The organism is Pseudomonas sp. NPDC089396 (assembly GCF_044749545.1).
Classification (GTDB): Bacteria; Pseudomonadota; Gammaproteobacteria; order Pseudomonadales; family Pseudomonadaceae; genus Aquipseudomonas.
The window spans coordinates 304,592-327,731 of sequence record NZ_JBIVIC010000004.1 but is presented as its reverse complement, the minus strand read 5'-3'; the positions used below and the strand labels follow the sequence as shown (position 1 = coordinate 327,731).

General features: G+C 63.3%; 16 protein-coding genes. 11 read left to right on the top strand and 5 right to left on the bottom strand.

Annotation, left to right across the window (positions count from 1 at the left end; all coding sequences use genetic code 11):
* Nucleotides 1-34: 34 nt before the first annotated feature.
* Nucleotides 35-979, top strand: coding sequence for a LysR family transcriptional regulator (locus ACIPZB_RS09700; protein WP_400640020.1), 945 nt, complete (start codon nt 35-37; stop codon nt 977-979).
* On the opposite strand, the gene ACIPZB_RS09695 is transcribed toward ACIPZB_RS09700, so the two are convergent.
* Nucleotides 969-1,448, bottom strand: coding sequence for an isochorismatase family protein (locus ACIPZB_RS09695; RefSeq protein WP_400640019.1), 480 nt, complete (start codon nt 1,446-1,448; stop codon nt 969-971). The genes ACIPZB_RS09700 and ACIPZB_RS09695 overlap by 11 nt on opposite strands.
* Nucleotides 1,449-1,718: 270 nt before the next feature.
* Between ACIPZB_RS09695 and ACIPZB_RS09690 the strand changes: the two genes are divergently transcribed.
* Together ACIPZB_RS09690 and ACIPZB_RS09685 are read left to right on the top strand one after the other, a co-directional pair.
* Nucleotides 1,719-2,027 (top strand): hypothetical protein, encoded by a 309-nt coding sequence (locus tag ACIPZB_RS09690; RefSeq protein ID WP_400640018.1) that lies wholly within the window; start codon nt 1,719-1,721, stop codon nt 2,025-2,027.
* 257 nt (nt 2,028-2,284) lie between these two features.
* Complete coding sequence (locus ACIPZB_RS09685) at nt 2,285-2,923, top strand: TetR/AcrR family transcriptional regulator (protein ID WP_400640137.1); 639 nt, start codon at nt 2,285-2,287, stop codon at nt 2,921-2,923.
* A gap of 6 nt (nt 2,924-2,929) precedes the next feature.
* Here the strand turns inward: ACIPZB_RS09685 and ACIPZB_RS09680 are convergent, their stop codons facing one another.
* A complete protein-coding gene (locus ACIPZB_RS09680) occupies nt 2,930-5,725 on the bottom strand; it encodes an amino acid adenylation domain-containing protein (protein ID WP_400640017.1) in 2,796 nt (931 codons plus the stop codon).
* A gap of 131 nt (nt 5,726-5,856) precedes the next feature.
* Nucleotides 5,857-7,038: an MFS transporter gene (locus ACIPZB_RS09675; protein WP_400640016.1), complete on the bottom strand. Its 1,182-nt coding sequence runs from the start codon at nt 7,036-7,038 to the stop codon at nt 5,857-5,859.
* Nucleotides 7,039-7,343: 305 nt separating this feature from the next.
* On the opposite strand from ACIPZB_RS09675, the gene mexE reads away from it, so the two are divergent.
* From mexE to ACIPZB_RS09650, 5 genes are all read left to right on the top strand, one after another.
* Nucleotides 7,344-8,585: a multidrug efflux RND transporter periplasmic adaptor subunit MexE gene (gene mexE, locus ACIPZB_RS09670; RefSeq protein WP_400640015.1), complete on the top strand. Its 1,242-nt coding sequence runs from the start codon at nt 7,344-7,346 to the stop codon at nt 8,583-8,585.
* A gap of 12 nt (nt 8,586-8,597) precedes the next feature.
* Complete coding sequence (locus ACIPZB_RS09665; RefSeq protein WP_400640014.1) at nt 8,598-11,777, top strand: efflux RND transporter permease subunit; 3,180 nt, start codon at nt 8,598-8,600, stop codon at nt 11,775-11,777.
* Nucleotides 11,774-13,189 (top strand): efflux transporter outer membrane subunit, encoded by a 1,416-nt coding sequence (locus ACIPZB_RS09660; protein WP_400640013.1) that lies wholly within the window; start codon nt 11,774-11,776, stop codon nt 13,187-13,189. Before ACIPZB_RS09665 ends, ACIPZB_RS09660 begins: the two co-directional genes overlap by 4 nt.
* Before the next feature lie 253 nt (nt 13,190-13,442).
* The gene (locus ACIPZB_RS09655) at nt 13,443-14,498 is read left to right on the top strand and encodes a tetratricopeptide repeat protein (protein ID WP_400640012.1); all 1,056 of its coding nucleotides are present in this window, start codon (nt 13,443-13,445) and stop codon (nt 14,496-14,498) included.
* A gap of 100 nt (nt 14,499-14,598) precedes the next feature.
* Nucleotides 14,599-16,203 carry a response regulator gene (locus ACIPZB_RS09650; protein ID WP_400640011.1) on the top strand — a complete coding sequence of 535 codons (1,605 nt, stop codon included), beginning with the start codon at nt 14,599-14,601 and terminating at the stop codon, nt 16,201-16,203.
* Nucleotides 16,204-16,209: 6 nt separating this feature from the next.
* On the opposite strand, the gene ACIPZB_RS09645 is transcribed toward ACIPZB_RS09650, so the two are convergent.
* Nucleotides 16,210-18,276 (bottom strand): response regulator, encoded by a 2,067-nt coding sequence (locus tag ACIPZB_RS09645; protein ID WP_400640010.1) that lies wholly within the window; start codon nt 18,274-18,276, stop codon nt 16,210-16,212.
* Nucleotides 18,277-18,527: 251 nt separating this feature from the next.
* Between ACIPZB_RS09645 and ACIPZB_RS09640 the strand changes: the two genes are divergently transcribed.
* Together ACIPZB_RS09640 and ACIPZB_RS09635 are read left to right on the top strand one after the other, a co-directional pair.
* Entirely contained in the window at nt 18,528-19,211 is a 684-nt protein-coding gene (locus ACIPZB_RS09640) for a type 1 glutamine amidotransferase domain-containing protein (RefSeq protein WP_400640009.1), read from the top strand.
* 149 nt (nt 19,212-19,360) lie between these two features.
* Complete coding sequence (locus ACIPZB_RS09635; protein ID WP_400640008.1) at nt 19,361-20,146, top strand: CSS-motif domain-containing protein; 786 nt, start codon at nt 19,361-19,363, stop codon at nt 20,144-20,146.
* 16 nt (nt 20,147-20,162) lie between these two features.
* Here ACIPZB_RS09635 and hppD read toward each other — a convergent pair whose 3' ends face one another.
* Nucleotides 20,163-21,239 (bottom strand): 4-hydroxyphenylpyruvate dioxygenase, encoded by a 1,077-nt coding sequence (gene hppD, locus ACIPZB_RS09630; RefSeq protein WP_400640007.1) that lies wholly within the window; start codon nt 21,237-21,239, stop codon nt 20,163-20,165.
* 301 nt (nt 21,240-21,540) lie between these two features.
* Here hppD and ACIPZB_RS09625 point away from each other — a divergent pair, with 301 nt between their 5' ends.
* Nucleotides 21,541-23,127, top strand: a complete 1,587-nt coding sequence (locus ACIPZB_RS09625; RefSeq protein ID WP_400640006.1) for an EAL domain-containing protein — start codon at nt 21,541-21,543, stop codon at nt 23,125-23,127.
* Nucleotides 23,128-23,140: the final 13 nt, after the last annotated feature.

Genomic DNA, 23,140 nt, shown 5'->3' with positions numbered 1-23,140 from the left:
CAGATGGCGTAGACCATAACCAGAGGTAATACCCATGCAGCTCGGCAAAGAAGGCGCGGATGCCAGCGCGATGCTGTTCAAACTGCGCCATATGGAAGTGTTTCGCGCAGTGATGCTGACCGGTTCGATCAGCGCCGCCGCCAAGCTGCTGTATGTTTCGCAACCGGCGGTGAGCAAGCTGATCGGCTATATCGAAGGACGGCTGACCTATCGCCTGTTCGAGCGCATCAACAACCGCCTGGTGCCCACCGAGGAGGCGCAGGTGCTGTTCCGTGAGGTCGAACGGGTGTACCAGGCGGCTTTGCAGGTCAACGAGTGCGCGCTGTCACTGGCGGCGGGTACGCACCGTAGCCTGCGCCTGTGCTGCAGCGCTTCGTTATCCACGGTGGTCATCCCGATGGCCCTGGCCCAGCTCAAGCGCGAGTCGCCCGCGCTGCAGATCGAGTGGCAGACCTCGCTGATGGGCGAGATGCCTAACCAGATCCTGGCGAAGAAGGTGGATCTGGCGATCGCCGCCCTGCCGGTGGTTCACGATCACTTGCATTCGCAGGCGTTCATGCGCGGGCGCATGGTGGCAGTGATGCCGGCCGATCACGTGCTGGCGCAGCAGCCTTCACTGACCCTGCAGCAGCTGGTGGGCCATGCGTTGTTGCTGTTCCGCCCGGACATGCCGTTCGGCCAGTTGCTGGCCGAAGCGATACGCCGGCAGGGTTTGCAGCTGGATTCGCTGCTGTCGTTCACCAATGCCAATGAAGCGGTGGCGCTGGTCAAGCAAGGCATGGGCATCACCCTGATCGACGAGTTCGTGGCGCAGGACAGCGGCCTGGCCGTGGTGCCGCTGGCGGAAGACATTCACTTCGACATCAGTTTCGTCTACTCGCGCTTCGAGCCCCCCTCGCAGGCGGCGTTGCAGCTGATGCGGGTCTTGCAGGCCCAGGCGCACAAGCTGGGCCGCAGTATCGAAGGGGTCAGGCTGTGAGCTCGGCCTGTACCTCGGCCCGGGTAGTGACATTGCCGAAGTGATGCTTCCACAACTCGATGCCCATTTTCCCTGAGCGGTCGAGCGATGAGCCTACCGTCAGGTCGGTGATCAAGGTCGGCACCAGCCCCGCATCGAACAAGGCGAAGCCAGCGGCAAGCACGCAGGTTTCGGTCTGCAGCCCGCACACCAGTACCCGCTCCGCCCCCAGTTGGCGCAGGTGCTCGATCGTCTCTGCAGTCTGCCCATAGCCGTGCTTGACGAACACCCGGTCGGCCTCGACCAGGCTCTCGTCCTGGGCTGCCGGGTGCCAGCCGAGCTGCTTGTCGAACGGGGTGATCTGCTCGTCGTGCAGCTCGATCGAGGCGATGGTAGGAATCGTCGCGGACAACGCCCGTATGCCATCGACCAGCCACTCGGGCGGGCTGAAGGTGGACTGGACATCGACGATGAGTAAAACCTGCCGCATGAGCGCTCCGAGGCCTGGGTAAAGGTGCGAAGTATAGCGTTCCTGGCAGCCGCTGACTGCATTCGGCCAGCAGCGAGTGGCCCCTTGCTGGTGTTTTAAGTGACGGTTTTCTAGAACTTTTTCCGGATTGCTGGTCTATGTGAACAGGCCCTTGGCCTAACGCCCAATACTCAGCAGAGGTTGTCTTCGCTCATGAAAATCCATGTCCCACGGATAGTGCTTGTCAGCCTGTTCGCGTTCGCGGCAATGGGCTCGGCATCTGCAACACCGATGAAGGTTTCAATCCCTGTACGCGCCACCGAGGTGCCCGCCGAGAAGGCCGCCGAGAACCCGTGGCCAAGCCTGGCCAGTGTGGCAGCGCAGCAGCCGGCGACACTGCTGGCCCATGATGACCGCTACGAGCACGACCACTACCGGCATGACCGGCGCAACGACTGGCGCCGTGAAGAGTGGCGCCGCGAGCAATGGCGCCGGGAGCAGGCGCGCCGTGACTACGAGCGCCGCCGCGACTGGGAACGCCGGCATGAGCGAGCGATGCATCATCGTTATGATGGGGATCATCGTTACTACCGGCGCTGAGTCCAGTACCTGAAGGTTACGCGATCCCTGTGGGAGCCGGCTTGCCGGCGATGAGGCCAGCACAGGCTCAATGCACAGCCTGTTCGGGCCCTATCGCCGGCAAGCCGGCTCCCACAGGTCTGTCACTGACTTCGATAGCAGTGCAGGTCCTGTAGGAGCGGGCTTGTCCCGCGAATGGGCCGGCCCGGACACACTTTCGCTATATATTTTTGTATATTACGGCTTTGGCGTTTCAGGGAAGCCTTGCCGTGTACATCATGCCGTTCGAGTTGCCGCGAGAAATGCCCAAGGCTTGCGAAGAGCCATCGGCCGAGCCCGTGCGCTGCACCATCCTCAATGCCGCCAGCGAAGCGTTCGCCCAACAGGGCTATGCCGCAACCAAGCTCTCGGCCATCGCCGCCCTGGCCTGCCTGCCGCGGTCCAACGTCCTCTACTACTTCAAGTCCAAGGCGAACATCTACAGCCACGTGCTGCAAGACATCGCCCCCCGCTACCTGGACGCCTGCGCACCTTTTCGCCACGACGACCCGCCGCTGGAAGCGCTGAGCCGCATGGTCAGCGTGATGATCCGCCTGTTCGAGGGGCGCCCGTTCGCCTCGAAAGTGCTGTTGCAGGAACTCAAGGAAGGTGGTCGACGCATACCGGGGGACTTTCTCGAACGCTGGGCCTGCCAGGCTCAGGAAAATACCGCCCACATTCGCCAATGGGTCGGCAGCGGGCAATTGGCAGCGGTCAACCCGGAGCACGTGCTGCCGTCGGTCTGGGCCATTGCCCAAGCGTGCATCGACCGATGCTGGCACGCGCCGAAAGAGACGCAGCAACGTATCGACTACCAGGCCGCAACAGCCTCGTCAGTACGCTTGCTGCTCAATGGCCTGGCGCCAGGCAACCCCTGACGCCGCTCAAGCGACAGGTTCCAGGGTATCGGCTTCGTGCTTCTTGCGTGCCCGGCTCCAGCGTTTCAGGGCCAGGCCTAGCGAAGCGTTCCAGCAGTAGGCCACCAGGATGCCGCCGACGATGGCCAAGGCCACCGCGACCAGTGGCTGATCGCTGATACGCCGGGCCACGGACTGGAACTGGAAATGGGTCAGGTAGATGAACAGGGTCGACGAGGCGATCAGCGCACCGACCCGTGCCACAACAGCGGGTACCGGCACCGACCTGAACCAGATCAGCGCCAGCACCGCCGGCAAGGCGATGTCGATGTGCACCCCGCTCAGCCAGGCATCCCACCCGTAGCCTGCGATGGTGGCGATCTCCAGTTCGCCGATCACCAACATGGCCACCGCACTGGCCAGCCATTTGCGCGACGTCGAATCGGCGTATTGCACGGCCATGCCCAGCACCATGGCCGCCAGGTAATGCTGGGGGACGCGGTTGTAGAGCGGCGTGGCGTCGAACACCCAGCGGCCAAGCACGAGGTCCATCACCAGCAGGACGCATGCAGCCTGCAACAGATGGCGGAACGGGTCGGCCATGATCAGCAGGCGCACCGGCCTGATCGACAGGACCAGGCCGACGATCAGCAGCATCTGTACCAGCACTTCGATGTACCAGTAGCTGAAATGGCCGACCCGTTCGGCAGGGAACCAGTTGGAAATCAGCAGCAGCGATTGCCAGTGCACCTTGTCGAACAGGCACTGCACCAGCGCGGTATACAGCACGGTGGGCAACGCGATGGCGAGCATCGACTTGAGCAGCACGCGGGCGTCGCCGCGCTCATTGATCGCATTGACCTGGAACCTGGCAAAGCCGATGCCAGACACCAGGAACAGCGCGGTGGTTTCGCCCGTGATCACCCACTTGCCGAGCACGCCCAAGTGCCCCATGACGATCAACAGGATCGACAACATGCGCATCAATACCGGCATCTCCATCGCCCGCAGTGCGTGCCTGGGCGCCTTGGCCTGACCGGCCAGTTCGGCCAGCCGCTTCACCGGGATCAGTTCCCAGCGTGCCGGCAATTGTCCGATCAGCTCTTCAAGCACCCTCGAAGCCTGGACGAACGACAACGAATCGCCGCCCAGCTCTACGAAACTCAAGTTGGCGTCGATACTCGGCACCTGGAGTATCTTGGCCCAGGCATCGGCCAATTTTTGCGTCACCGGCGTCAGCGCCTCGCCGGCATGGCCATCAGATGGCGCCGGCAGTGCCCGCCGATCGATCTTTCCATTGGGTGTCAGCGGTATCGCCTCGATGAACACGAACAGCGCCGGCACCATGTAGTCCGGCAACTGCGCTGCCAGGGCCTCGCGCAACTGCGCAGACGCAACAGTGGATCGCGCGACGCAGTAGGCAATCAGCCTTGGCGCTGCACTGTCGGCGCTGGCCACGACCACGCACTGCTCGATCTGCGGCTGCCTGGCGAGCACGCTTTCGATTTCTGCCAGCTCGATGCGGTGGCCGCGAATCTTCACCTGGCAGTCGGCGCGGCCGAGGAAGGCGACACTGCCGTCAGGCAGATAGGTGCCCAGATCGCCCGTGCGGTAGCAGGTATCGCCCTGCACGCCGGTAAACGGATTGACCACGAATTTTTCCGCGGTCAGCGCCGCGTCCCGCCAGTAACCCATCGACAGGTACGGGCTGCGGATAAGGATTTCGCCCACCTCGCCTTCGCCGACCAACTGTTGCTGTTCGCCCACCACCACCAGCACCTGGGCGTCGTCGATGCCTTTGCCCAGCGGTAGCGCCGTCTGCCCAGGCTGCCCATCGAGTTGATGGAACACCATCGCCTGCGGCGTTTCCGTGGTGCCATAGAAATTCACGCTAGTGGCATTGGGTGCGATCGTTCGCATCGTCTGGTAGAGCGTGGGGCTCAGTGCATCGCCGCCCCAGAACAGCCAGCGCAGTTCACCGAGCGGCTGCGGGTCGATGCTCGCGCCGGTCGCGATCAGCTTGCCCAGGGGCGGTGTCAGGTGGATGACCGAGATGCCATGTTGGCGTATCCAGGCTGCCAGCTGCGCCGGGTGGGTGAGTGTGCATTGAGCCGGGCAAACCACTGCCGCGCCAATCGACAAGGGCGTGAAGACATCCCGGTAGACCGGATCGTGCCCAAGGCCCGACAGCAGCGAAAAGCGATCGTGCTCGGTGAAACCGTGGCGGCGCACATGCCAGTCGATGAAATGCACCAAGGGTGCGTGATGGGTCACGACCCCTTTGGGTGTTCCGGTGCTGCCGGAGGTGAAGGTGATATAGGCAGGACGGCTGGGATCGATTTCGGGCAGGGCCCTGGACTGCTCGGGGAACTGCTGCAAGGCCTGGGCGGGTGCTTCCGCTACCCTGACAAGCTGCGCCGGGTTACGGCCTGCCGGGACGGCGACCTGCGCGTCGCCACAGAGCATGATGAAGGCCGGCTCCAGGCTATCGACCAACTGCGCGATGCGGGCTGCCGGGTAAGCCACATCGACCACGCTGAAGGGCAAGCCGGCGCGTAGCGCGCCGAGCATGGCATAGACCAGGCCCGCGCCGCGGCTGCAGACGATCAGCACCCGATCGGTGCCAGCGGTACCGTGTTCGAGCAGGAAGCTGGCGATGCCCAGGCTGATCCGCTGCAGCTGCTGATAGCTGCAGCTTGCGCCCTCGGCGATGATCGCCGGGGCATCGGGCGAACGCTTCGCTTGCTGCAGGAAGTCGCTGACGATCGGCCGTTCGGCACGATATTCCAGGGGGAACGTCGGATTCGGGCGCGAGTCCTGCATAGGTGTCTGGTCTCACAGCGGGGGGACTGACGTCGGCGTTCGCGGACCCAGCGCGATGAACGCTGCTGGCGAAGTTGAACAAAACGCTAGTGCACCCGGTGCCTGTGCGCCAATGCGGCTGGTCGGAAGCTTCAACCCGTACAGGCGCTGCGGCGTACCCTGCGCATCACTGCCAGCACCAACCCCACGTTGGCCAACGCCAGCAGGCACAGCGTTGCCAGCACCCCCATCGCGCCAAAATGCTCGAACAGGTAACCCCCGACCAGCGGCGTCAACGCCTGCCCGATCAGCGAAGGCCGCGACATGCGTCCCATCAGCAGCACGTATTGCGCAGGTGGCATCATCGCCAGCGGCAGTAACCCCCGCACGATCGCCCGCAGGCCATTGCCGCAACCGAATACCAGCAGGCCCACGGCGGTGGCCGCCGGCACCAGCGTGACCAGCAGCAGGCCGACCAGCACCAGGCTCACCCAGGCCAGCGCCGTCCAGACCGGATGTCGCTTGCCTGCAAGAATCTGCAGGACCCGCGACGCCACCTGGCTGGGGCCGAGCATCGCGGCCAGGCCGATGGCCGCCGGTAGCGAATGCCCAAGGCCCTGCAGTACGGCCACCAGCTGCACGGCAATGGCCGTCATGATGATCGCGCCGATGGCGAACAGGCTGGTCAGCAGCAGGTAGAGCTGGCGGTCAACCTCGCCTCCCTCAGCGCTTTGGTGTTGTTTACGCGGCTCGACCCGGCCACCCGCGGGCAGGACCCGCCAGTACAGCGGCGCCACCACCACGATCAACACCAGCGCGTAGCAGACGCAGGTCACCCGCCAGCCCAGGTGCTCGATGGCCAATGCCACGATGGGCCAGGACAGGGTCGAGGCGAAACCGGCGATCAGGGTGATGCCGGTGATGGCCTTGCCTGCACCCTCCCCATACAACCCGCCAAGGGTAGCGAACAGGGCTTCGTACAGCCCCATGGCCATGCCCACGCCAATCACCGCCCAGGCCAGCAGGAACAACGCCAGGCTGTGGCTGGCGGCCATGATCAGCAGGCCCAGCGCGACCACTGCGCCGCTGGCGGCCATTTGCGGGCGGCCGCCGTAGCGGGCGACCAGACGGCTGCTCAGTGGGGCCAACAGGGCCGAAACCATCAGGCTCAGCGACAGTGCGCCGTAGACCCATTGGCTGGGCCAGCCGGTGTCGCGGCTGATCGGGTCGGCCATGACTGCCATGAGGAAGAAGGAACCGCCCCAGACCAGGATTTGCAGTACGCCCAGCCAGACGATGCCGAGGGGACTGGGGAATTTTGGGGGGGTATTCACGGTTGGAGCCTTAGGTCACTTTTGCGAGGGTGCTGGGGTTTCACTGTGGGAGCGGGCCTGCACTGGCCTCATCGCCGGCAAGCCGGCTCCCACCCGTACCCCATCGCCCTTCAGGCCTGCGAGCTCTTATGTGGGAGCCGGCTTGCCGGCGATGAGGCCAGTGCAGGCACCCTACCATGCCCACCATCGATGAAACATGCCGACCTATCATTGCCCGTGATAATAACCTTCGCTGCGTTCGATTCGTGCGCCGCGCGCAAGGCACTCACACTCCGCCCACTACTAATATCTTGGCGGAGTTCTCCATGGACCACTCACTCAAACCCTTGCGCTTCCCCCTCGCTGCCCTGGCAGTGGTGGTGCTCAGCGCTTGTGGCCGAACCCCGGACGCTGTGCAGGCGCCCGCCGCGCCAAAGGTCAGCGTGGCCAAGGTGATCGAACAGCCGATCAACGAATGGGACGAATTCACCGGCCGCCTCGAAGCCCCGGAAACCGTCGAAGTACGCCCACGGGTCTCCGGCCAGATCGACCTGGTGGCCTTCACTGAGGGCGCCCAGGTCAAGAAAGGCGACCTGCTGTTCCAGATCGACCCACGTCCGTTCCAGGCTGAAGTCCGCCGCCTCGAAGCGCAGCTGCAGCAGGCCAAGGCCACCGCCATTCGCAGCGCCAACGAAGCCCTCCGTGGCGAGCGCCTGCGCGACAGCAATGCGATCTCCGCCGAACTTGCCGAATCGCGCAGCAGCGCCGCCGCCGAAGCCCGCGCCGGGGTCGACGCGATCCAGGCCCAGCTCGACCTGGCACGCCTGAACCTGAGCTTCACCCGCGTCACCGCGCCGATCAGCGGCCGCGTCAGCCGCGCCCAGTTCACCGCCGGCAACATCGTCAGCGCCGATGTCACGCCGCTGACCAGCGTGGTCTCCACCGACAAGGTGTACGCCTACTTCGACGCCGACGAGCGCGTGTACCTCAAGTACACCCAGCTGGCGCGCGACGGCCAGCGCGGCCAGAGCACCCCGGTGTACCTGGGCCTGACCAGCGAAACCGGCAACCCGCACCTGGGCCAGATGAACTTCGTCGACAACCAGGTCAACCCGCGCACCGGCACCATCCGTGGCCGCGCGGTGTTCGACAACCGCGACGGACAGTTCACCCCGGGGCTGTATGCGCGCCTGAAGCTGGTCGGCAGCGCCCAGTACGACGCCATGCTGATCAACGATGAAGCGGTCGGCACCGACCTGGGCAAGAAATTCGTGCTGGTGATGGACAAGGACAACAAGGCGACCTACCGCGCCGTGGAGCTGGGGCCGAAGCTCGAAGGCCTGCGCATCGTGCGCAGCGGCCTGGCCAAGGACGACCGCATCGTGGTCAAGGGCCTGCAGCGGGTTCGCCCAGGCTCGCCGGTGACCCCGGAGGAAACGCCGATGGCCAGCGAACAGACCCTCGCCGCCCTTGCCCAGCAGCGCCAGGCCCTCGAAGCCAGCAACAGCGCGCAGAAGGTAGCGGGCTCCACTGAGAAAGTCGCCAGCGCTCAGTCGCCGCGCGGTTAAGGGATCACACCGATGAACTTTTCGAAATTCTTCATTACCCGGCCGATCTTCGCGGCCGTGCTGTCGCTGGTACTGCTGATCGCGGGCTCGATCTCGCTGTTCCAGCTGCCGATCAGCGAATACCCGGAAGTGGTTCCGCCCACCGTGGTGGTACGCGCCAACTTCCCCGGCGCCAACCCCAAGGTGATCGGCGAAACCGTCGCCGCCCCCCTGGAGCAGGCCATCACCGGTGTCGAGAACATGCTGTACATGTCCTCGCAGTCCACCGCCGACGGCAAGCTGACCCTGACCATCACCTTCGCCCTGGGCACGGACCTGGACAACGCGCAGGTGCAGGTGCAGAACCGCGTCACCCGCACCCAGCCCAAGCTGCCGGAGGAAGTGACACGGATCGGCATCACCGTCGACAAAGCCTCGCCCGACCTGACCATGGTCGTGCACCTGACCTCGCCGGACAACCGCTACGACATGCTCTACCTGTCCAACTACGCCATCCTCAACATCAAAGATGAGCTGGCACGCCTGGGCGGCGTGGGCGATGTGCAGCTGTTCGGCATGGGCGACTACTCGCTGCGTGTGTGGCTCGACCCGAACAAGACCGCCTCGCGCAACCTGACCGCCAGTGACGTGGTCGCCGCCATCCGCGAGCAGAACCGCCAGGTCGCCGCCGGCCAGCTGGGCGCCCCGCCCGCCCCCGGTTCGACCAGCTTCCAGCTGTCGATCAACACCCAGGGCCGCCTGGTCAACGAGGAAGAGTTCGAGAACATCATCATTCGCGCAGGTGCCGACGGTGAAATCACTCGCCTGAAGGACATCGCCCGGGTCGAGCTCGGCTCCAGCCAGTACGCCCTGCGTTCGCTGCTGAACAACCAGCCGGCGGTGGCCATCCCGATCTTCCAGCGCCCAGGTTCCAACGCCATCGAGATCTCCGATGAAGTGCGGGCGAAGATGGCCGAGCTGAAGAAGGACTTCCCCGAAGGGATGGACTACAGCATCGTCTACGACCCGACCATCTTCGTGCGCGGCTCCATCGAAGCGGTGGTGCACACCCTGTTCGAAGCGCTGGTGCTGGTGGTGCTGGTGGTGATCCTGTTCCTGCAGACCTGGCGCGCCTCGATCATCCCGTTGCTGGCCGTGCCGGTGTCGCTGATCGGTACCTTCGCGGTGATGCACCTGTTCGGCTTCTCGCTCAACGCCCTGTCGTTGTTCGGGCTGGTATTGGCCATTGGTATCGTGGTGGACGACGCCATCGTTGTGGTGGAGAACGTCGAACGTAATATCGGACTGGGCCTTAAACCCCTGGAAGCCACGCAAAAGGCCATGAGCGAAGTGACCGGGCCGATCATCGCCACGGCGCTGGTACTGTGCGCCGTGTTCGTACCTGCCGCGTTCATCTCCGGCCTTACCGGGCAGTTCTACAAGCAGTTCGCCCTGACCATCGCCATCTCCACCGTGATCTCGGCGTTCAACTCGTTGACCCTGTCGCCAGCCCTGGCTGCCGTCTTGCTCAAGGACCACCATGCACCCAAGGACCGTTTCTCGCGGTTCCTCGACAAACTGCTGGGCAGCTGGCTGTTCGCCCCGTTCAACCGCTTCTTCGATCGCGCCAGCCACCGCTACGTCGGCGGCGTGCGCCGGGTCATCCGCTCCAGCGGCATCGCCCTGTTCGTCTATGCCGGCCTCATGGGCCTGACCTACCTGGGCTTCTCGTCCACCCCGACCGGTTTCGTGCCGGCCCAGGACAAGCAGTACCTGGTGGCCTTCGCCCAGTTGCCTGACGCCGCCAGCCTCGACCGCACGGAGGCGGTAATCAAGCGCATGAGCGAAATTGCCCTGAAGCAACCCGGTGTTGCCGACTCGGTAGCCTTCCCTGGCCTGTCGATCAACGGCTTCACCAACAGCCCGAACAGCGGCATCGTGTTCACCCCGCTCAAGCCGTTCGACGAGCGCAAGGACCCAAGCCAGTCGGCCGCCGCCATCGCCGCCGCGCTGAACGCCCAGTTCGCCGACATCCAGGACGCCTATATCGCCATCTTCCCACCGCCGCCGGTACAGGGCCTGGGCACCATTGGTGGTTTCCGCCTGCAGATCGAAGACCGCGGCAACCTGGGCTACGAAGCGCTGTACAAGGAAACCCAGAACATCATCGCCAAGAGCCAGAACGTGCCGGAACTGGCGGGGCTGTTCACCAGCTACCAGGTCAACGTGCCGCAGGTCGATGCCGCCATCGACCGGGAAAAGGCCAAGACCCATGGCGTGGCGATCACCGACATCTTTGACACCCTGCAGGTCTACCTGGGCTCGCTGTACACCAACGACTTCAACCGCTTTGGCCGCACCTACCAGGTCAACGTCCAGGCCGAGCAGCAGTTCCGCCTCGATGCCGAGCAGATCGGCCAGCTGAAGGTGCGCAACAACCAGGGCGAGATGATCCCGCTGGCCACCTTCCTCAAGGTCAGCGACACCGCAGGGCCCGATCGTGTGATGCACTACAACGGTTTCATCACCGCGGAAATCAACGGCGCGGCGGCGCCGGGCTACAGCTCCGGCCAGGCCGAAGCTGCCATCGAGAAGCTGCTGAAAGAGGAACTGCCCAACGGTATGACCTTCGAATGGACCGACCTAACCTACCAGCAGATCCTCTCCGGCAACACTGCCCTGCTGGTGTTCCCGCTCTGCGTGCTGCTGGCGTTCCTGGTGCTGGCGGCCCAGTACGAGAGCTGGAGCCTGCCGCTGGCGGTGATCCTGATCGTGCCGATGACCCTGCTGTCGGCCATTACCGGGGTGATCGTCTCGGGTGGCGACAACAACATCTTCACCCAGATCGGCTTGATCGTGCTGGTGGGCCTGGCGTGCAAGAACGCGATCCTGATCGTCGAGTTCGCCAAGGACGAGCAGGCCAAGGGGCTGGACCCACTGGCTGCGGTGCTGGAAGCCTGCCGCCTGCGTCTGCGGCCGATCCTGATGACCTCCATCGCCTTCATCATGGGCGTGGTACCGCTGGTGTTCTCGTCCGGTGCCGGTTCTGAAATGCGCCATGCCATGGGTGTCGCGGTGTTCTCGGGGATGATCGGTGTAACCGTGTTCGGGCTGTTCCTGACCCCGGTGTTCTTCTTCCTGATCCGCCGTTTCGTCGAGCGTCGCCAGGCCCGCAAGGCCGAACGCGCTCACTCGCTGGAGAGCCACGCATGAAACTGCTCAAACCCCTGACCCCGAGTCTGCTGGCCCTGGCCCTGGCGGCCTGTGCGGTAGGCCCTGACTACAAGGTGCCGGACACCGAGCCTGCACGTGTCGATACCGAGCTGCAAGCCAAGGCCTTCGACCGCAGCCGCTTCGAGAGCGTGTGGTGGAAACAGTTCGACGACCCGGTGCTGAACCAGCTGGTGCAGGCATCGCTGGACGGCAACCGCGACCTGCGGTTGGCCTTTGCCCGGCTCAAGTCGGCACGGGCGATCCGCGATGACGCCGCCAACGACCAGTTGCCGGTGGTCACCAGCCGCGTCAGCAGCGAAATCGGCAAGGGCCAGATCCCTGGCCAGACCGACCAACGGGTCAACAGCGAACGCTACGACCTGGGCCTGGACATGGCCTGGGAGCTCGACCTGTTCGGCCGCATCCAGCGCCAGATCGAAGCCAGCGAAGCCCAGGAAGCGGCCGCCCAGGCCGACCTGCAACAGCTGCAGGTCAGCCTGATCGCCGAGCTGGTCGACGCCTACGGCCAGCTGCGCGGGGCGCAACTGCGCGAGAAGATCGCCGTGGCCAACCTCAAGACCCAGGAAGAGTCGCGCAACATCACCGTGACCCTGCGTGACGCCGGGGTCGGCAACGAACTCGACGTGGTGCGTGCCGATGCGCGCCTGGCCGGGGTCGAGGCCACCGTGCCGCAACTGCAGGCTGAACAGGCAAGGGCTCGCCACCGCATCGCCACCCTGCTCGGCCAGCGCCCGGACGCCTTGAGCGTGGACCTTTCGCCCAAGGCCCTGCCCGCAATCGCCAAGGCCCTGCCGGTGGGCGACCCCGGCGAGCTGCTGCGCCGTCGCCCGGATATCCGCAGCGCCGAGCGCCAGCTAGCGGCGGCCACCGCCAATGTCGGCGTGGCCACCGCCGACCTGTTCCCTCGGGTGAGCCTCAGTGGCTTCCTCGGCTTTACCGCGGCACGCGGTTCGCAGATCGGTTCGGCGGCGGCCAATGCCTGGGCGTTGGGGCCGAGCATCACCTGGGCGGCATTCGACCTGGGCAGCGTGCGGGCCCGCCTGCGCGGCGCCAAGGCCGATGCCGAAGGGGCGCTGGCCAGCTATGAACAGCAGGTGCTGCTGGCCCTGGAAGAGTCAGCCAACGCCTTCAGCGACTACGACAAGACCCAGCAGCGGCTGTTGTCCCTGATGCGCCAGAGCGACGCCAGCCGCAAGGCCGCGGAGCTGGCCTCGGTGCGCTATCGCGAAGGCACGGTGGACTACCTGGTGCTGCTCGATGCCGAACGTGAACGGCTGAGCGCCGAAGACGCCCAGGCCGTGGGCGAAGTCGAGCTGTATCGCGGCATCGTGTCGATCTACAAGGCGCTCGGCGGCGGCTGGCAGCCCGAAACGGTCGCCAGCGTGCGCTGAACCTCCCCTTTGCAACGACTCCTTTGGTTGGTCTCTCCCAACCTTTTGCCCCGCAGGCCTTGGTCCGCGGGGCTTTTTTATGTTGGCTGCACGGGCCTCATCGCCGGCAAGCCGGCTCCCACAGGGTGGCAACTCCCAGGCCCCCTGTGGGAGCCGGCTTGCCGGCGATAGGGCCGGTGCAGACAAGCCACGGTGCTTGCAGCCCACGGCATTCTGCCCCAAGCTCTTCCTTCCCACCGCCATGGTTCGCACGATGCCCACACGCCACCGCTACCTGATCGCCTTGCTGCTGCTGATCCTGGTATCGGTCACCATCGGCTACCTTCGTCGTGATACCCCGCCAGCGCCACCGGCCCCTCCTGCGCAAAGCTATGCCAAGGCCTTGCGCATGGCCCACGAAGGCCGGCCGGGTGCCGCGCGGGTGTTGTACCAGCAACTGCAACGTGACGACCTGGCACCGATTCGCCGTGCCGCGCTGTTCGCCGAACTGCCCAACTACCCCTCGCCACAAGCGCTGAAACTGGCGCGTGCGGGGCTGGACGCCGATGAACCGTTGGTGCGCCGAGCCGCCATCGCCAGTCTTCGCCGCCTCGTCCCGGCAGCGCAGCGCAGCCTGATACTGGGGCCGCTGCTGGACGATGACGAGCAGAGCGTGCGGTTTGCCGCAGTCGATGCCCTGCTGGGCCTCGACCCCGATGCCATCGGCCTGTATTTCGGCCCGCTGCAAGTGGCATTGGAGCAGTACCAGCAGGTGTTGGAACAACAACCCGACGACGCCGCAGCGCAAGTGCACCTGGCGCGTCTGTACCTGCACGAAAATGACTACACGCAGGCAGCCATTGCCTTGCAACGCAGCCTGGCAGTGGACCCGGACAGCCCCGACGCGTTGGCCACCCAGGTTCGCCTGCTCGAACGCCAGGGTCACCATGACCAGTCCAGGCAGGTACTGGCCAAGGCGCTGGCCTTGCGCCCGGACTCGGCGTTCCTGCAAAACCAGCTGGGGCGCTGGCTGATCCGCCACGATCAGCGCGAATATGCCCTGCTTGCCTTGTCGCGCGCCGTCGAGCTGGAACCGGACAACGCCGCTTATCGCTATACCCTGGCGGTTACCCTGCACGACCTGGAGCAGGCTGATGCGGCGCAAAAGCAACTGGAAACCCTGCTCAGCCGGCAACCGGCCAACCGCGCCGCGCGGGTATTGCTCATCGAGTACTGGAAAGAAACCGGGCAACTGCAGAACGTGCAAGTGCTGCTGGCCGAGCTGGAGCGGCAGAACCCGGACGATCCGTATCTGCAGCAAGGCCTGTAGTTGCGTTGAACCCTTGGCAAGTGGCTGTGGTCCAGTGGGTATCGGACCCCTGACGGCATGACCCTGCATCGGCCTTGCCCACTGTCAAAGGAGATACGCATTGGCCAGCTCTGTGTCACTGGACGAACGTGCCGTGATCCTGGCGCCCAGGCAGGTTGCCACGGACACTTCGCGGCTGCTGGCGGCCGCGGGCGTGCAAAGCCTGTGCGCCCGCGACATGTCCGGCCTGCAGGCGGGCCTGGTCGAAGGCGCAGGGCTGGCGATCATCGCCGAAAACACACTGAATGAAAGCCCTGGCGCTGTGCTGCAGCAATTCGTTGCGCAGCAACCCAAGTGGTCCGACCTGCCGATCGTGATGCTCACCGCGACCTCAACCACTGCCACCACGCCCGCCGATCACCCGCTGGGTAACCTGACCCTGCTGGTCATGCCGTTCGAAGAAGCGCAACTGCTGCAACTGATCCAGACCGCCCTGCGCACCCGCCGACGCCAGTACTTGGCACGTGATCAGTTAATCGATCTGCAGCAGCGCCTGGACGCTCGCAGCGAAGCGCAACAGCGTGAAGCGCTGGCCACTCACCAGGCCCGCAAGATGGAAGCAATCGGCCAATTGGCGGGCGGTGTGGCACACGACTTCAATAACCTGCTCACCAGTATTGGTGGCAGTTTCGAACTGATCGACCGGCGCTTGAAACAGGGGCGCAGCGAGGGCCTGGAGGGCATCTTGCACATGGGCCTGGAAGCGGTGTCGCGCGCGGCCCGGCTCACCCACCGGCTGTTGGCGTTTTCGTCCCGCCAGTCCCTGCACAGCCAGCGCATCGACCTGCCCACACTGCTACAGACGCAGCGCCTGAACTCGGTGCTCACGGCCAGCGTGACCCTGCAATTGCAACTGGCCCCCGACCTTTGGCCGGTCCAGGCAGACCAGACACAACTGCAGGAGGCCATCGACAACCTGTTGCTGAACGCCTGCGAAGCCATGCCCAGCGGCGGCCTACTGCGTATCGAAGCGAGCAACCGGCAGGTCAGGACGCAACAACTGGCGGGAACCGGCTTGAGCGCCGGCGATTATGCTTGCCTGAGCATCATCGATGAAGGCCAAGGCATGTCGGAAAGCACCCTGGAGCATGCCTTCGAGCCGTTCTTCAGCACCAAGCCGGTCGGCCAGGGAATCGGGCTGGGCCTGTCGATGGTGTACGGCTTCAGCAAACAATCCCAAGGCCATGTGGTGCTGCGCAGCCAGATCGGCCATGGCACGCGGGTAGAACTGTTCATGCCACGCCACCACGGCCGCACGCCCGTGCAGAAAACTGCGCCAGGGCCGCCTACGGGCCGCAAAGGGCGTTGTGTATTGCTGGTCGAAGATGACCCGCATGTGCGCCAACTGTTGTGCCAGACCCTGCAGGAGGACGGCTTCCCCTGCAATAGCGTCAGCAATGCCAGTGAAGCGCTGCAAGTGTTGCGCTCCAGCGAAGTCATCGACCTGCTGGTCAGCGACGTTGGCCTGCCGGGCATGAACGGCAGGCAGCTGGCAGAGATCGCCCGCACCTTGCGCCCACAGCTGCCGGTGCTGTTCATCACCGGTTACGCTGAAACCGCAACGACCCGGGAGGAGTTTCTCGCCCCTGGCATGCAACTGATCTGCAAGCCGTTCGAACTCAAGCAACTGCAGGCACAGATCGCGCAGATGCTCGGTGGCCGTTGATCGGATTCATTCGGTGAGCATCAGCATCGCCTGGTTGGCCAGGGTCTCCAACGGGAAAGGTTTGAGCAACAGCGCTGTACCGGGCGCTTCGAGCAACTGCGGTTCCAAGGTGGGGTGGGTATAGCCGGTGATGAACAGAATCTTCTGTTCCGGTTTGATCATGCGCATCGCCCTGGCGACCTGGCGCCCGCTGAACCCACCCGGCAAACCGATATCGGTGATGACCAGATCGAAGGAACCCTTGTGACGGAAGCGATCCAACGCCGAGTTGGCATCTGTCACGTCACACACCTCGAAACCCCGTTCGCGAAGGTATTCACGCATCAACAGACGCAGGTTGTGCTCATCGTCCACCAGCAGCACGCGCTGACCGTTGGCCCGCTGTACGGTCGGCACACGTACAGGCGGCACTTCAGGGATGGCATCGGCACAACGCGGAAACAGCATGGAAACCGTTGTCCCTTGATCCTGGACGGACTCTATCCACATGTAGCCACCGGACTGGCCGACGAACCCATGGATCATCGGTAGCCCCAACCCCGCCCCGCGCCCGACGGGCTTGGTGGTGAAAAACGGCTCGAATGCCCTGGCCACGTCTTCAGCCGGCATGCCATGGCCATCGTCCGAGAAGTGCACGGCGACGTAGTCGCCCGGCGGCAGGCCAGCTTCATCGGGAAACGCAGTAGCCAGACGCGTATTGGTCGTGCGTACCGTCACAGTGCCACGCCCCAGGCAGGCATCGCGCGCATTGGCACACAGGTTGACCAAGGTACTTTCCAGTTGCGAGTCATCCAGGCAGACCGCCCAAGGCTCCACGTCCATCTGCCAGAGCAAGCGCATCTCCGCCCCCAATACGTGGTGCAGCAAAGGTTCCAGGGTTGACAGTTGGCGGTTGATATCGAGCGGTTTCGGTGAAAGCGGCTGGAGACGGGAAAAGGCCAGCAAACGATGGGTGAGGGTCATGGCACGCTGGACCGAATCGCGGGCCAGGACGACATAATGATCGATCCGCTCCAGGCGCCCTTGGCTCAGCCGTCGCTGCAGCAATTCCAGGCTGCCACTGATGCCCGACAACAGGTTGTTCATCTCATGGGCCATGCCGCCTGCCAGGTGGCTCACCACTTCCAGTTGCTGGTTGCCACGCAGCAGGGCCTGAGACTGGCGCATCGCCTCCTCGCGGTCATCGGTGATGTCACGCCCTACGGCGGTCAGGAAGGTACCGTCGAACTTGGCCGTCCAGCGGAACCAGCGGTAATGCCCATCGCTATGGCGCAGGCGGGTTTCCAACTGTTCGGCGCCTTGGTCACGCACGAAGTCGATCACCGCCACTTCCACTTCTGCCCGGTCGGCCGGGTGCACCAGCTGCAGGATCGGGATGTCATGCACCTCGGCCATGGTCCAGCCGAGAATACGCAGCCAGGCGGGGTTGGCCGCCTGTAACCTGAGGTCGCGTGTCACGGTGATCATGGCGTCGCGTGACAGTTGCCAGATCGATTCGCGATCGACCAGATAGCGCTTGATCTGCTGTTCGAAGGCCTCGGCCTGCTCACGCCACTTGTTCAGCGCATCGACACTGGCGGTGGTTTCGATGACCGTGTGCAGAAACCCCGCCACTTCCCGCTGCTCGTCGCAGATCGGCGTATAGCTGAAGGCGTACCAGGCCTTGACTCCGTCATTGGCGGAAACGACCCACAGCGGTTGGTCTTCGACAAAGCTGGCATGGCCCTGCAGTGCCTTGAACACCCACGGCCCGACCTCTTCCCAGTTTTTTTCCCACAACGCGTCGAATCGCTTGCCCAGGGCAGCGTTCAGGCCATCGAGCAACCTGACGTACGCACTGTTGTGAATCACCGTCAGGTCCGGCCCCCAGACCACAGCGCTGGGAAAGGGCGACATGAGCATCGCGTCGACCGCCAAACGTAACGGCGCCTGCCACAGCGGCAATGGCCCAAGCGCGGTTCGCTGCCAATCATGTGCGGCGATCAACTCGCCCATACCGCTGGCCGATGCGGCCAACGGAGTCAATTGAATGCGTTGCCCCGACAGTTTGCTCCGACCGTTTTTAACGACCATTGTCGTGATTCCACCGTAACGCTGAACAAACAAGCGATTCGCACATCATCTGCTCCTCTTTCAGCGCCGCAGTCCCTGGTAGGGGCAAAGGCTCGCCATTGGATCAACAGGATATTCACTGGTAATCGGCCCCCAACAACAGTAGCACACAGCCACTATTGGTGGGCGTACCAGCAACCGGCAGCTATGCTCACTAGGTTTCCCTACGTCATGGCGCAACTTTCCTTATTACTACAGACCGGAGTGTGGTGATGAGCAAGAAAATTCTCGTGGTATTGACCAACACCGCCAAGTACCCGGAACTGAACCGGGCCACCGGCCTGTGGCTGGGTGAAGCCGTGCATTTCATTGATGTGGTGCAAAAAGCGGGGTACAGCGTTGATTATGTTAGCCCCGAGGGCGGCTACGTGCCGATCGACCCGCATAGCCTGCAATTGGCACCAGAACTGGACTGGCAATGGTACGACGACAAGTCGTTCATGAATCGCCTGGGCGCCTCACTGCCACCGGGCATGGTCAAGGCCGAGGACTACAGCGTCATTTACTACACCGGCGGACATGGGGTGATGTATGACTTCCCTGATAATCAGCCATTGCAGGAGCTGGCGCGCAGAATCTACGAAAACAAGGGCATAATCGCTGCAGTGTGTCACGGCGTGGTCGGCCTGCTGAACATCAAGCTCAGCGACAACACGCTGTTGCTCAAGGACCGTAAGGTCACAGGCTTCTCCAATACCGAGGAAAAGCTTGCCGAACTGGACAAAGTTGTACCGTTCCTGACCGAAAACGAAATGGGGGCTCGCGGAGGTATTTACAGCAAGCATGACGATCCCTGGGCGCCATTCGTGGTCGCCGACGGACGTCTGATCACAGGGCAAAACCCAAACTCTACGCATTCGCTGGCGAAGAAAGTGCTGGAACAGCTCAGCCCATGACAATTCCTACGCATCAACGCATTGCTTGCCCAGCCATAAACGGCGGTGGATTACAGTAGACCTGCCACAGTTTTCCTAGGCTCTTCGCTCGACTGCCCATCCCGGACAGCCTGGAAGCGGAGGGCCGCAGGCCTATGTCAAGAACCACCATGATCGGTCGCTCCCTGCTGGAAGTGCTGCTGGTCTTGTCTATCAGCCTGATACCTGTCGCCTCAGGGCTCGTGGTGATGGTTTACCAGCAGGATCGCAAACTCGCGGAAAACGCGCGGATCTCCTTGCAGGAAGCGATTTATTCCGTCGATTTGTCGCTGGACAGGTTAGATGCCGTTGCCAACAACGCCTTGATGCTGACAGGCAAGCCCTGTGCAGAGGTGAAACCAAGCCTGATCAAGCAAGTCACGGAAACGCAATACTTGCGCTCACTCACGTTGAGCCAGAATCGCAAGGTCTACTGCAGTTCATTGGCGGGTGTCACTGACAGCGGTATCAATTTCGCCGAGATACAAGCGCCCCTGCAATTGGTTATCGACACCACATTGACACCGAGTCACGCCGTTCTCGTCTACCAGCTTCAGCGCGATGATTTCAGTGCGACGGCCACCGCCTATGCCGATCAACTGCGCGATGAACTTCGTGCTTTCCAGGACGGGCTGACCTTGCTGCTCGAATTTGGCGACACCTATCTCTGGGATGGGGACTCACGCAGCCAGTCTCGGCCTTCCCAATCCGAGTACTTCCAATCGGCTGTATCGGAAAAGTACGGCTATACCGTCAAGGTTGGCTATGCAAAAGGCTACTCCGCCCAGGAGGCTCGCCAGTCGATGATCCTGGTGCTCCCCTCTTTGGTGCTGATCGGAATCGTCACCGGCTCTATGATCTACTGGGCCATGTTCCGACGCGGCCCTCGAGGCGGTAACGCCGTCAACCCGCGTTGACGGCGTTACGCTGGACTCACTCAGCGTTGAGCACACCACGGCGAACCTGGTCGCGCTCGATGGACTCGAACAGCGCTTTGAAGTTGCCTTCACCAAAACCGTCATCGCCCTTGCGCTGGATGAACTCGAAGAACACCGGACCCAACAGGGTTTCCGAGAAAATCTGCAGCAGCAGACGTTTGTCGCCGGACTCGGAAGCACCGTCAAGCAGGATACCGCGGGCCTGCAGTTGGTCGACCGGCTCACCGTGCCCTGGCAGGCGCTCTTCGAGCATTTCGTAATAGGTCTGCGGCGGCGCAGTCATGAAGCGCATGCCGTAGCCCTTCAGGGCATCCCAGGTCTTGAGCAGGTCATCGGTGAGGAACGCCACGTGCTGGATGCCTTCACCGTTGAACTGCATGAGGAACTCTTCGATCTGGCCAGCACCCTTGGACGATTCCTCGTTCAGTGGAATGCGGATCATCCCGTCGGGCGCAGTCATGGCCTTGGACGTCAGGCCGGTGTATTCGCCCTTGATGTCGAAGTAGCGGATCTCACGGAAATTGAACAGTTTTTCGTAGAACCCGGCCCAGTACGCCATGCGCCCGCGGTAGACGTTGTGGGTCAGGTGGTCGATGATTTTCAGGCCTGCGCCCACGGGATTGCGGTCGACGCCTTCGATGAAGTTGAAATCGATGTCGTAGATCGAGCTGCCTTCTTCGAAGCGGTCGATCAGGTACAGCGGCGCACCGCCGATGCCCTTGATCGCTGGCAGGCGCAGCTCCATCGGGCCCGTTTCGATCTCCACCGGCTGGGCCCCCAGCTCAAGCGCACGGGCATAGGCCTCATGGGCATTGCGCACGCGGAAGGCCATGCCGCAAACCGAGGGGCCATGCTCGGCGGCAAAGTACGAGGCGATGCTCTTGGGTTCGTTGTTGAGAATCAGGTTGATGCCACCCTGGCGGTACAGGTGAACATCCTTGGAGCGGTGAGTGGCCACCTTGGTGAAGCCGAGTATCTGGAATACCGGCTCAAGCACACCTGGGGTCGGCGAAGCCAGTTCGATGAATTCGAAGCCCATCAGGCCCATTGGATTTTCAAAGATATCAGCCATGTTCGTGTCCTCATCTGCAGCGAAAGATTATTGAATGCGTGGGATGTGGAACGGTAATGGCGGTGAGCACGGGATACCGCGCACGCTGCGGGCGAGGAAGTCACCAATGATCAGCTTGAACCCAGGGTATGTCATATGGACCATTCTCGGTGGGGTTGATCCTTCAGCAAATGAAGGACCTTATTGTTGTATTCGTAAACCGATTCTACAGTGCGTAAATTCTCTTGTCGCGCTTTTGTTCTCCATCGGCGCCGACAAACGGCTATCCTTTCCAGGTTACCTTTCACAAGATTAGGCCAGCATGCCCCTTACCGTTAAACGCCCTGCCCGTTGGAGCTGGCGCACCCTGCTCCCCTGGATTGTTGGCGCGTTGCCGCTGGGATTCGGCCTGATCGTGATGAATTGGCAAATCGAGCGCGAACTGCGTGCCGACAGCAAGGCCACCACGCGCCAGGTGGTGGAGCAAATCGAACACATCCTCGACAACCTTTCCAGTACTGCCCAAGCCCTGCTGCCCCTGGCCGGCAGCCCGTGCGAGCAGACCCAGCTGACGCTGCGCGGCCAGCTCACCCGCAATGCCTTCGTGCGTTCGACCAACCTGTTCCAGCACAATACCCTCTATTGCACGTCGCTGTTCGGCGAGTTCGATGAGCCGGTCGATCCCCGCGATTACACTGACGGCACCTTGTGGCTGATGGATGGCAATTCGGTCACACCGGGCCGTGCCTTGCTGGTGTACCGTGCCAGCGATGGCGATCGCGGCGCCATCACCACCGTGGACGGCGAACACCTGTTGACCGCACTGCGCCTGATCGGCCCCAATCAGGAGCTGCAACTGCGGGTGGGCGATGACTGGATGGGCAAGGACGGCCTGGTGCACCAAGGCCAGTTACCCCGCGCCCCTGTCGCCGAAGTGACGCAAAGTTCGACGCGCTACCCGTTCAGCGTGCACGGCGGCTACAGCGACGGTACCCCTGGCCAGTTGCTGCGCAGCCACTACCCGGCACTGCTCAGCCTGCTGCTGTTGCTGGGCGTGGTGGCCGGCATCGCCTGTCGCTGGCAGATCCGCCGCGCCAACTCGCCGCGTGCCGAACTGCGCCGCGCCCTGGAGGCCGACGAGTTTCTGCCGTATTTCCAGCCGGTGGTGCGCAAGGACGATTACCGCTGGGCGGGCGCCGAAGTGTTGATGCGCTGGAACCACCCGCAGGAAGGCCTGGTACGCCCCGACCTGTTCATCCCCTATGCCGAGCACAGCGGGCAGATCGTCGAGATGACCCGGGCGCTGATCCTGCAGGCCGCGCAAAGCCTGGCCCCCTACGCTGCACTGATGGAGGATGGCTTTCACATTGGCATCAACATCACCGCCGACCATTGCCGCAACTTCGAGCTGCTCGACGATTGCCGCACCTTCTTGCAACATTTCCCGCCCGGACGTGTGGTGCTGACCCTGGAACTGACCGAACGCAAGCTGATCGAGGCCTCCCCGGTCACTCTGGAGCTGTTCGAGAAGTTGCATGAAATGGGCGTGATGATTGCCCTCGACGACTTCGGCACCGGCCAGTCGAGCCTCAGTTACCTGCGCCAGTTCCAGGTCGATTACCTGAAGATCGACCAGAGCTTCGTGGCCATGATCGGTGGCGATGCACTCTCGCTGCACATCCTCGACAGCATCATCGAACTGTCCGCCAAGCTGGGCCTGGGCCTGGTCGCCGAAGGCGTGGAAAGCGAGGTCCAGCGCGACTACCTGGCCCGACACGGTGTCGACTTCCAGCAGGGCTACCTGTTCGGCAGGCCGATGCCGGCAGCCGAATTTCTCCAGGCATTGGCCACCCGGCCAGGGGTTGAGCAGTTGCCGCAGGGCGCGCCCCCTGAGATCATGCGCGGCTGATCCACCCGCTCAC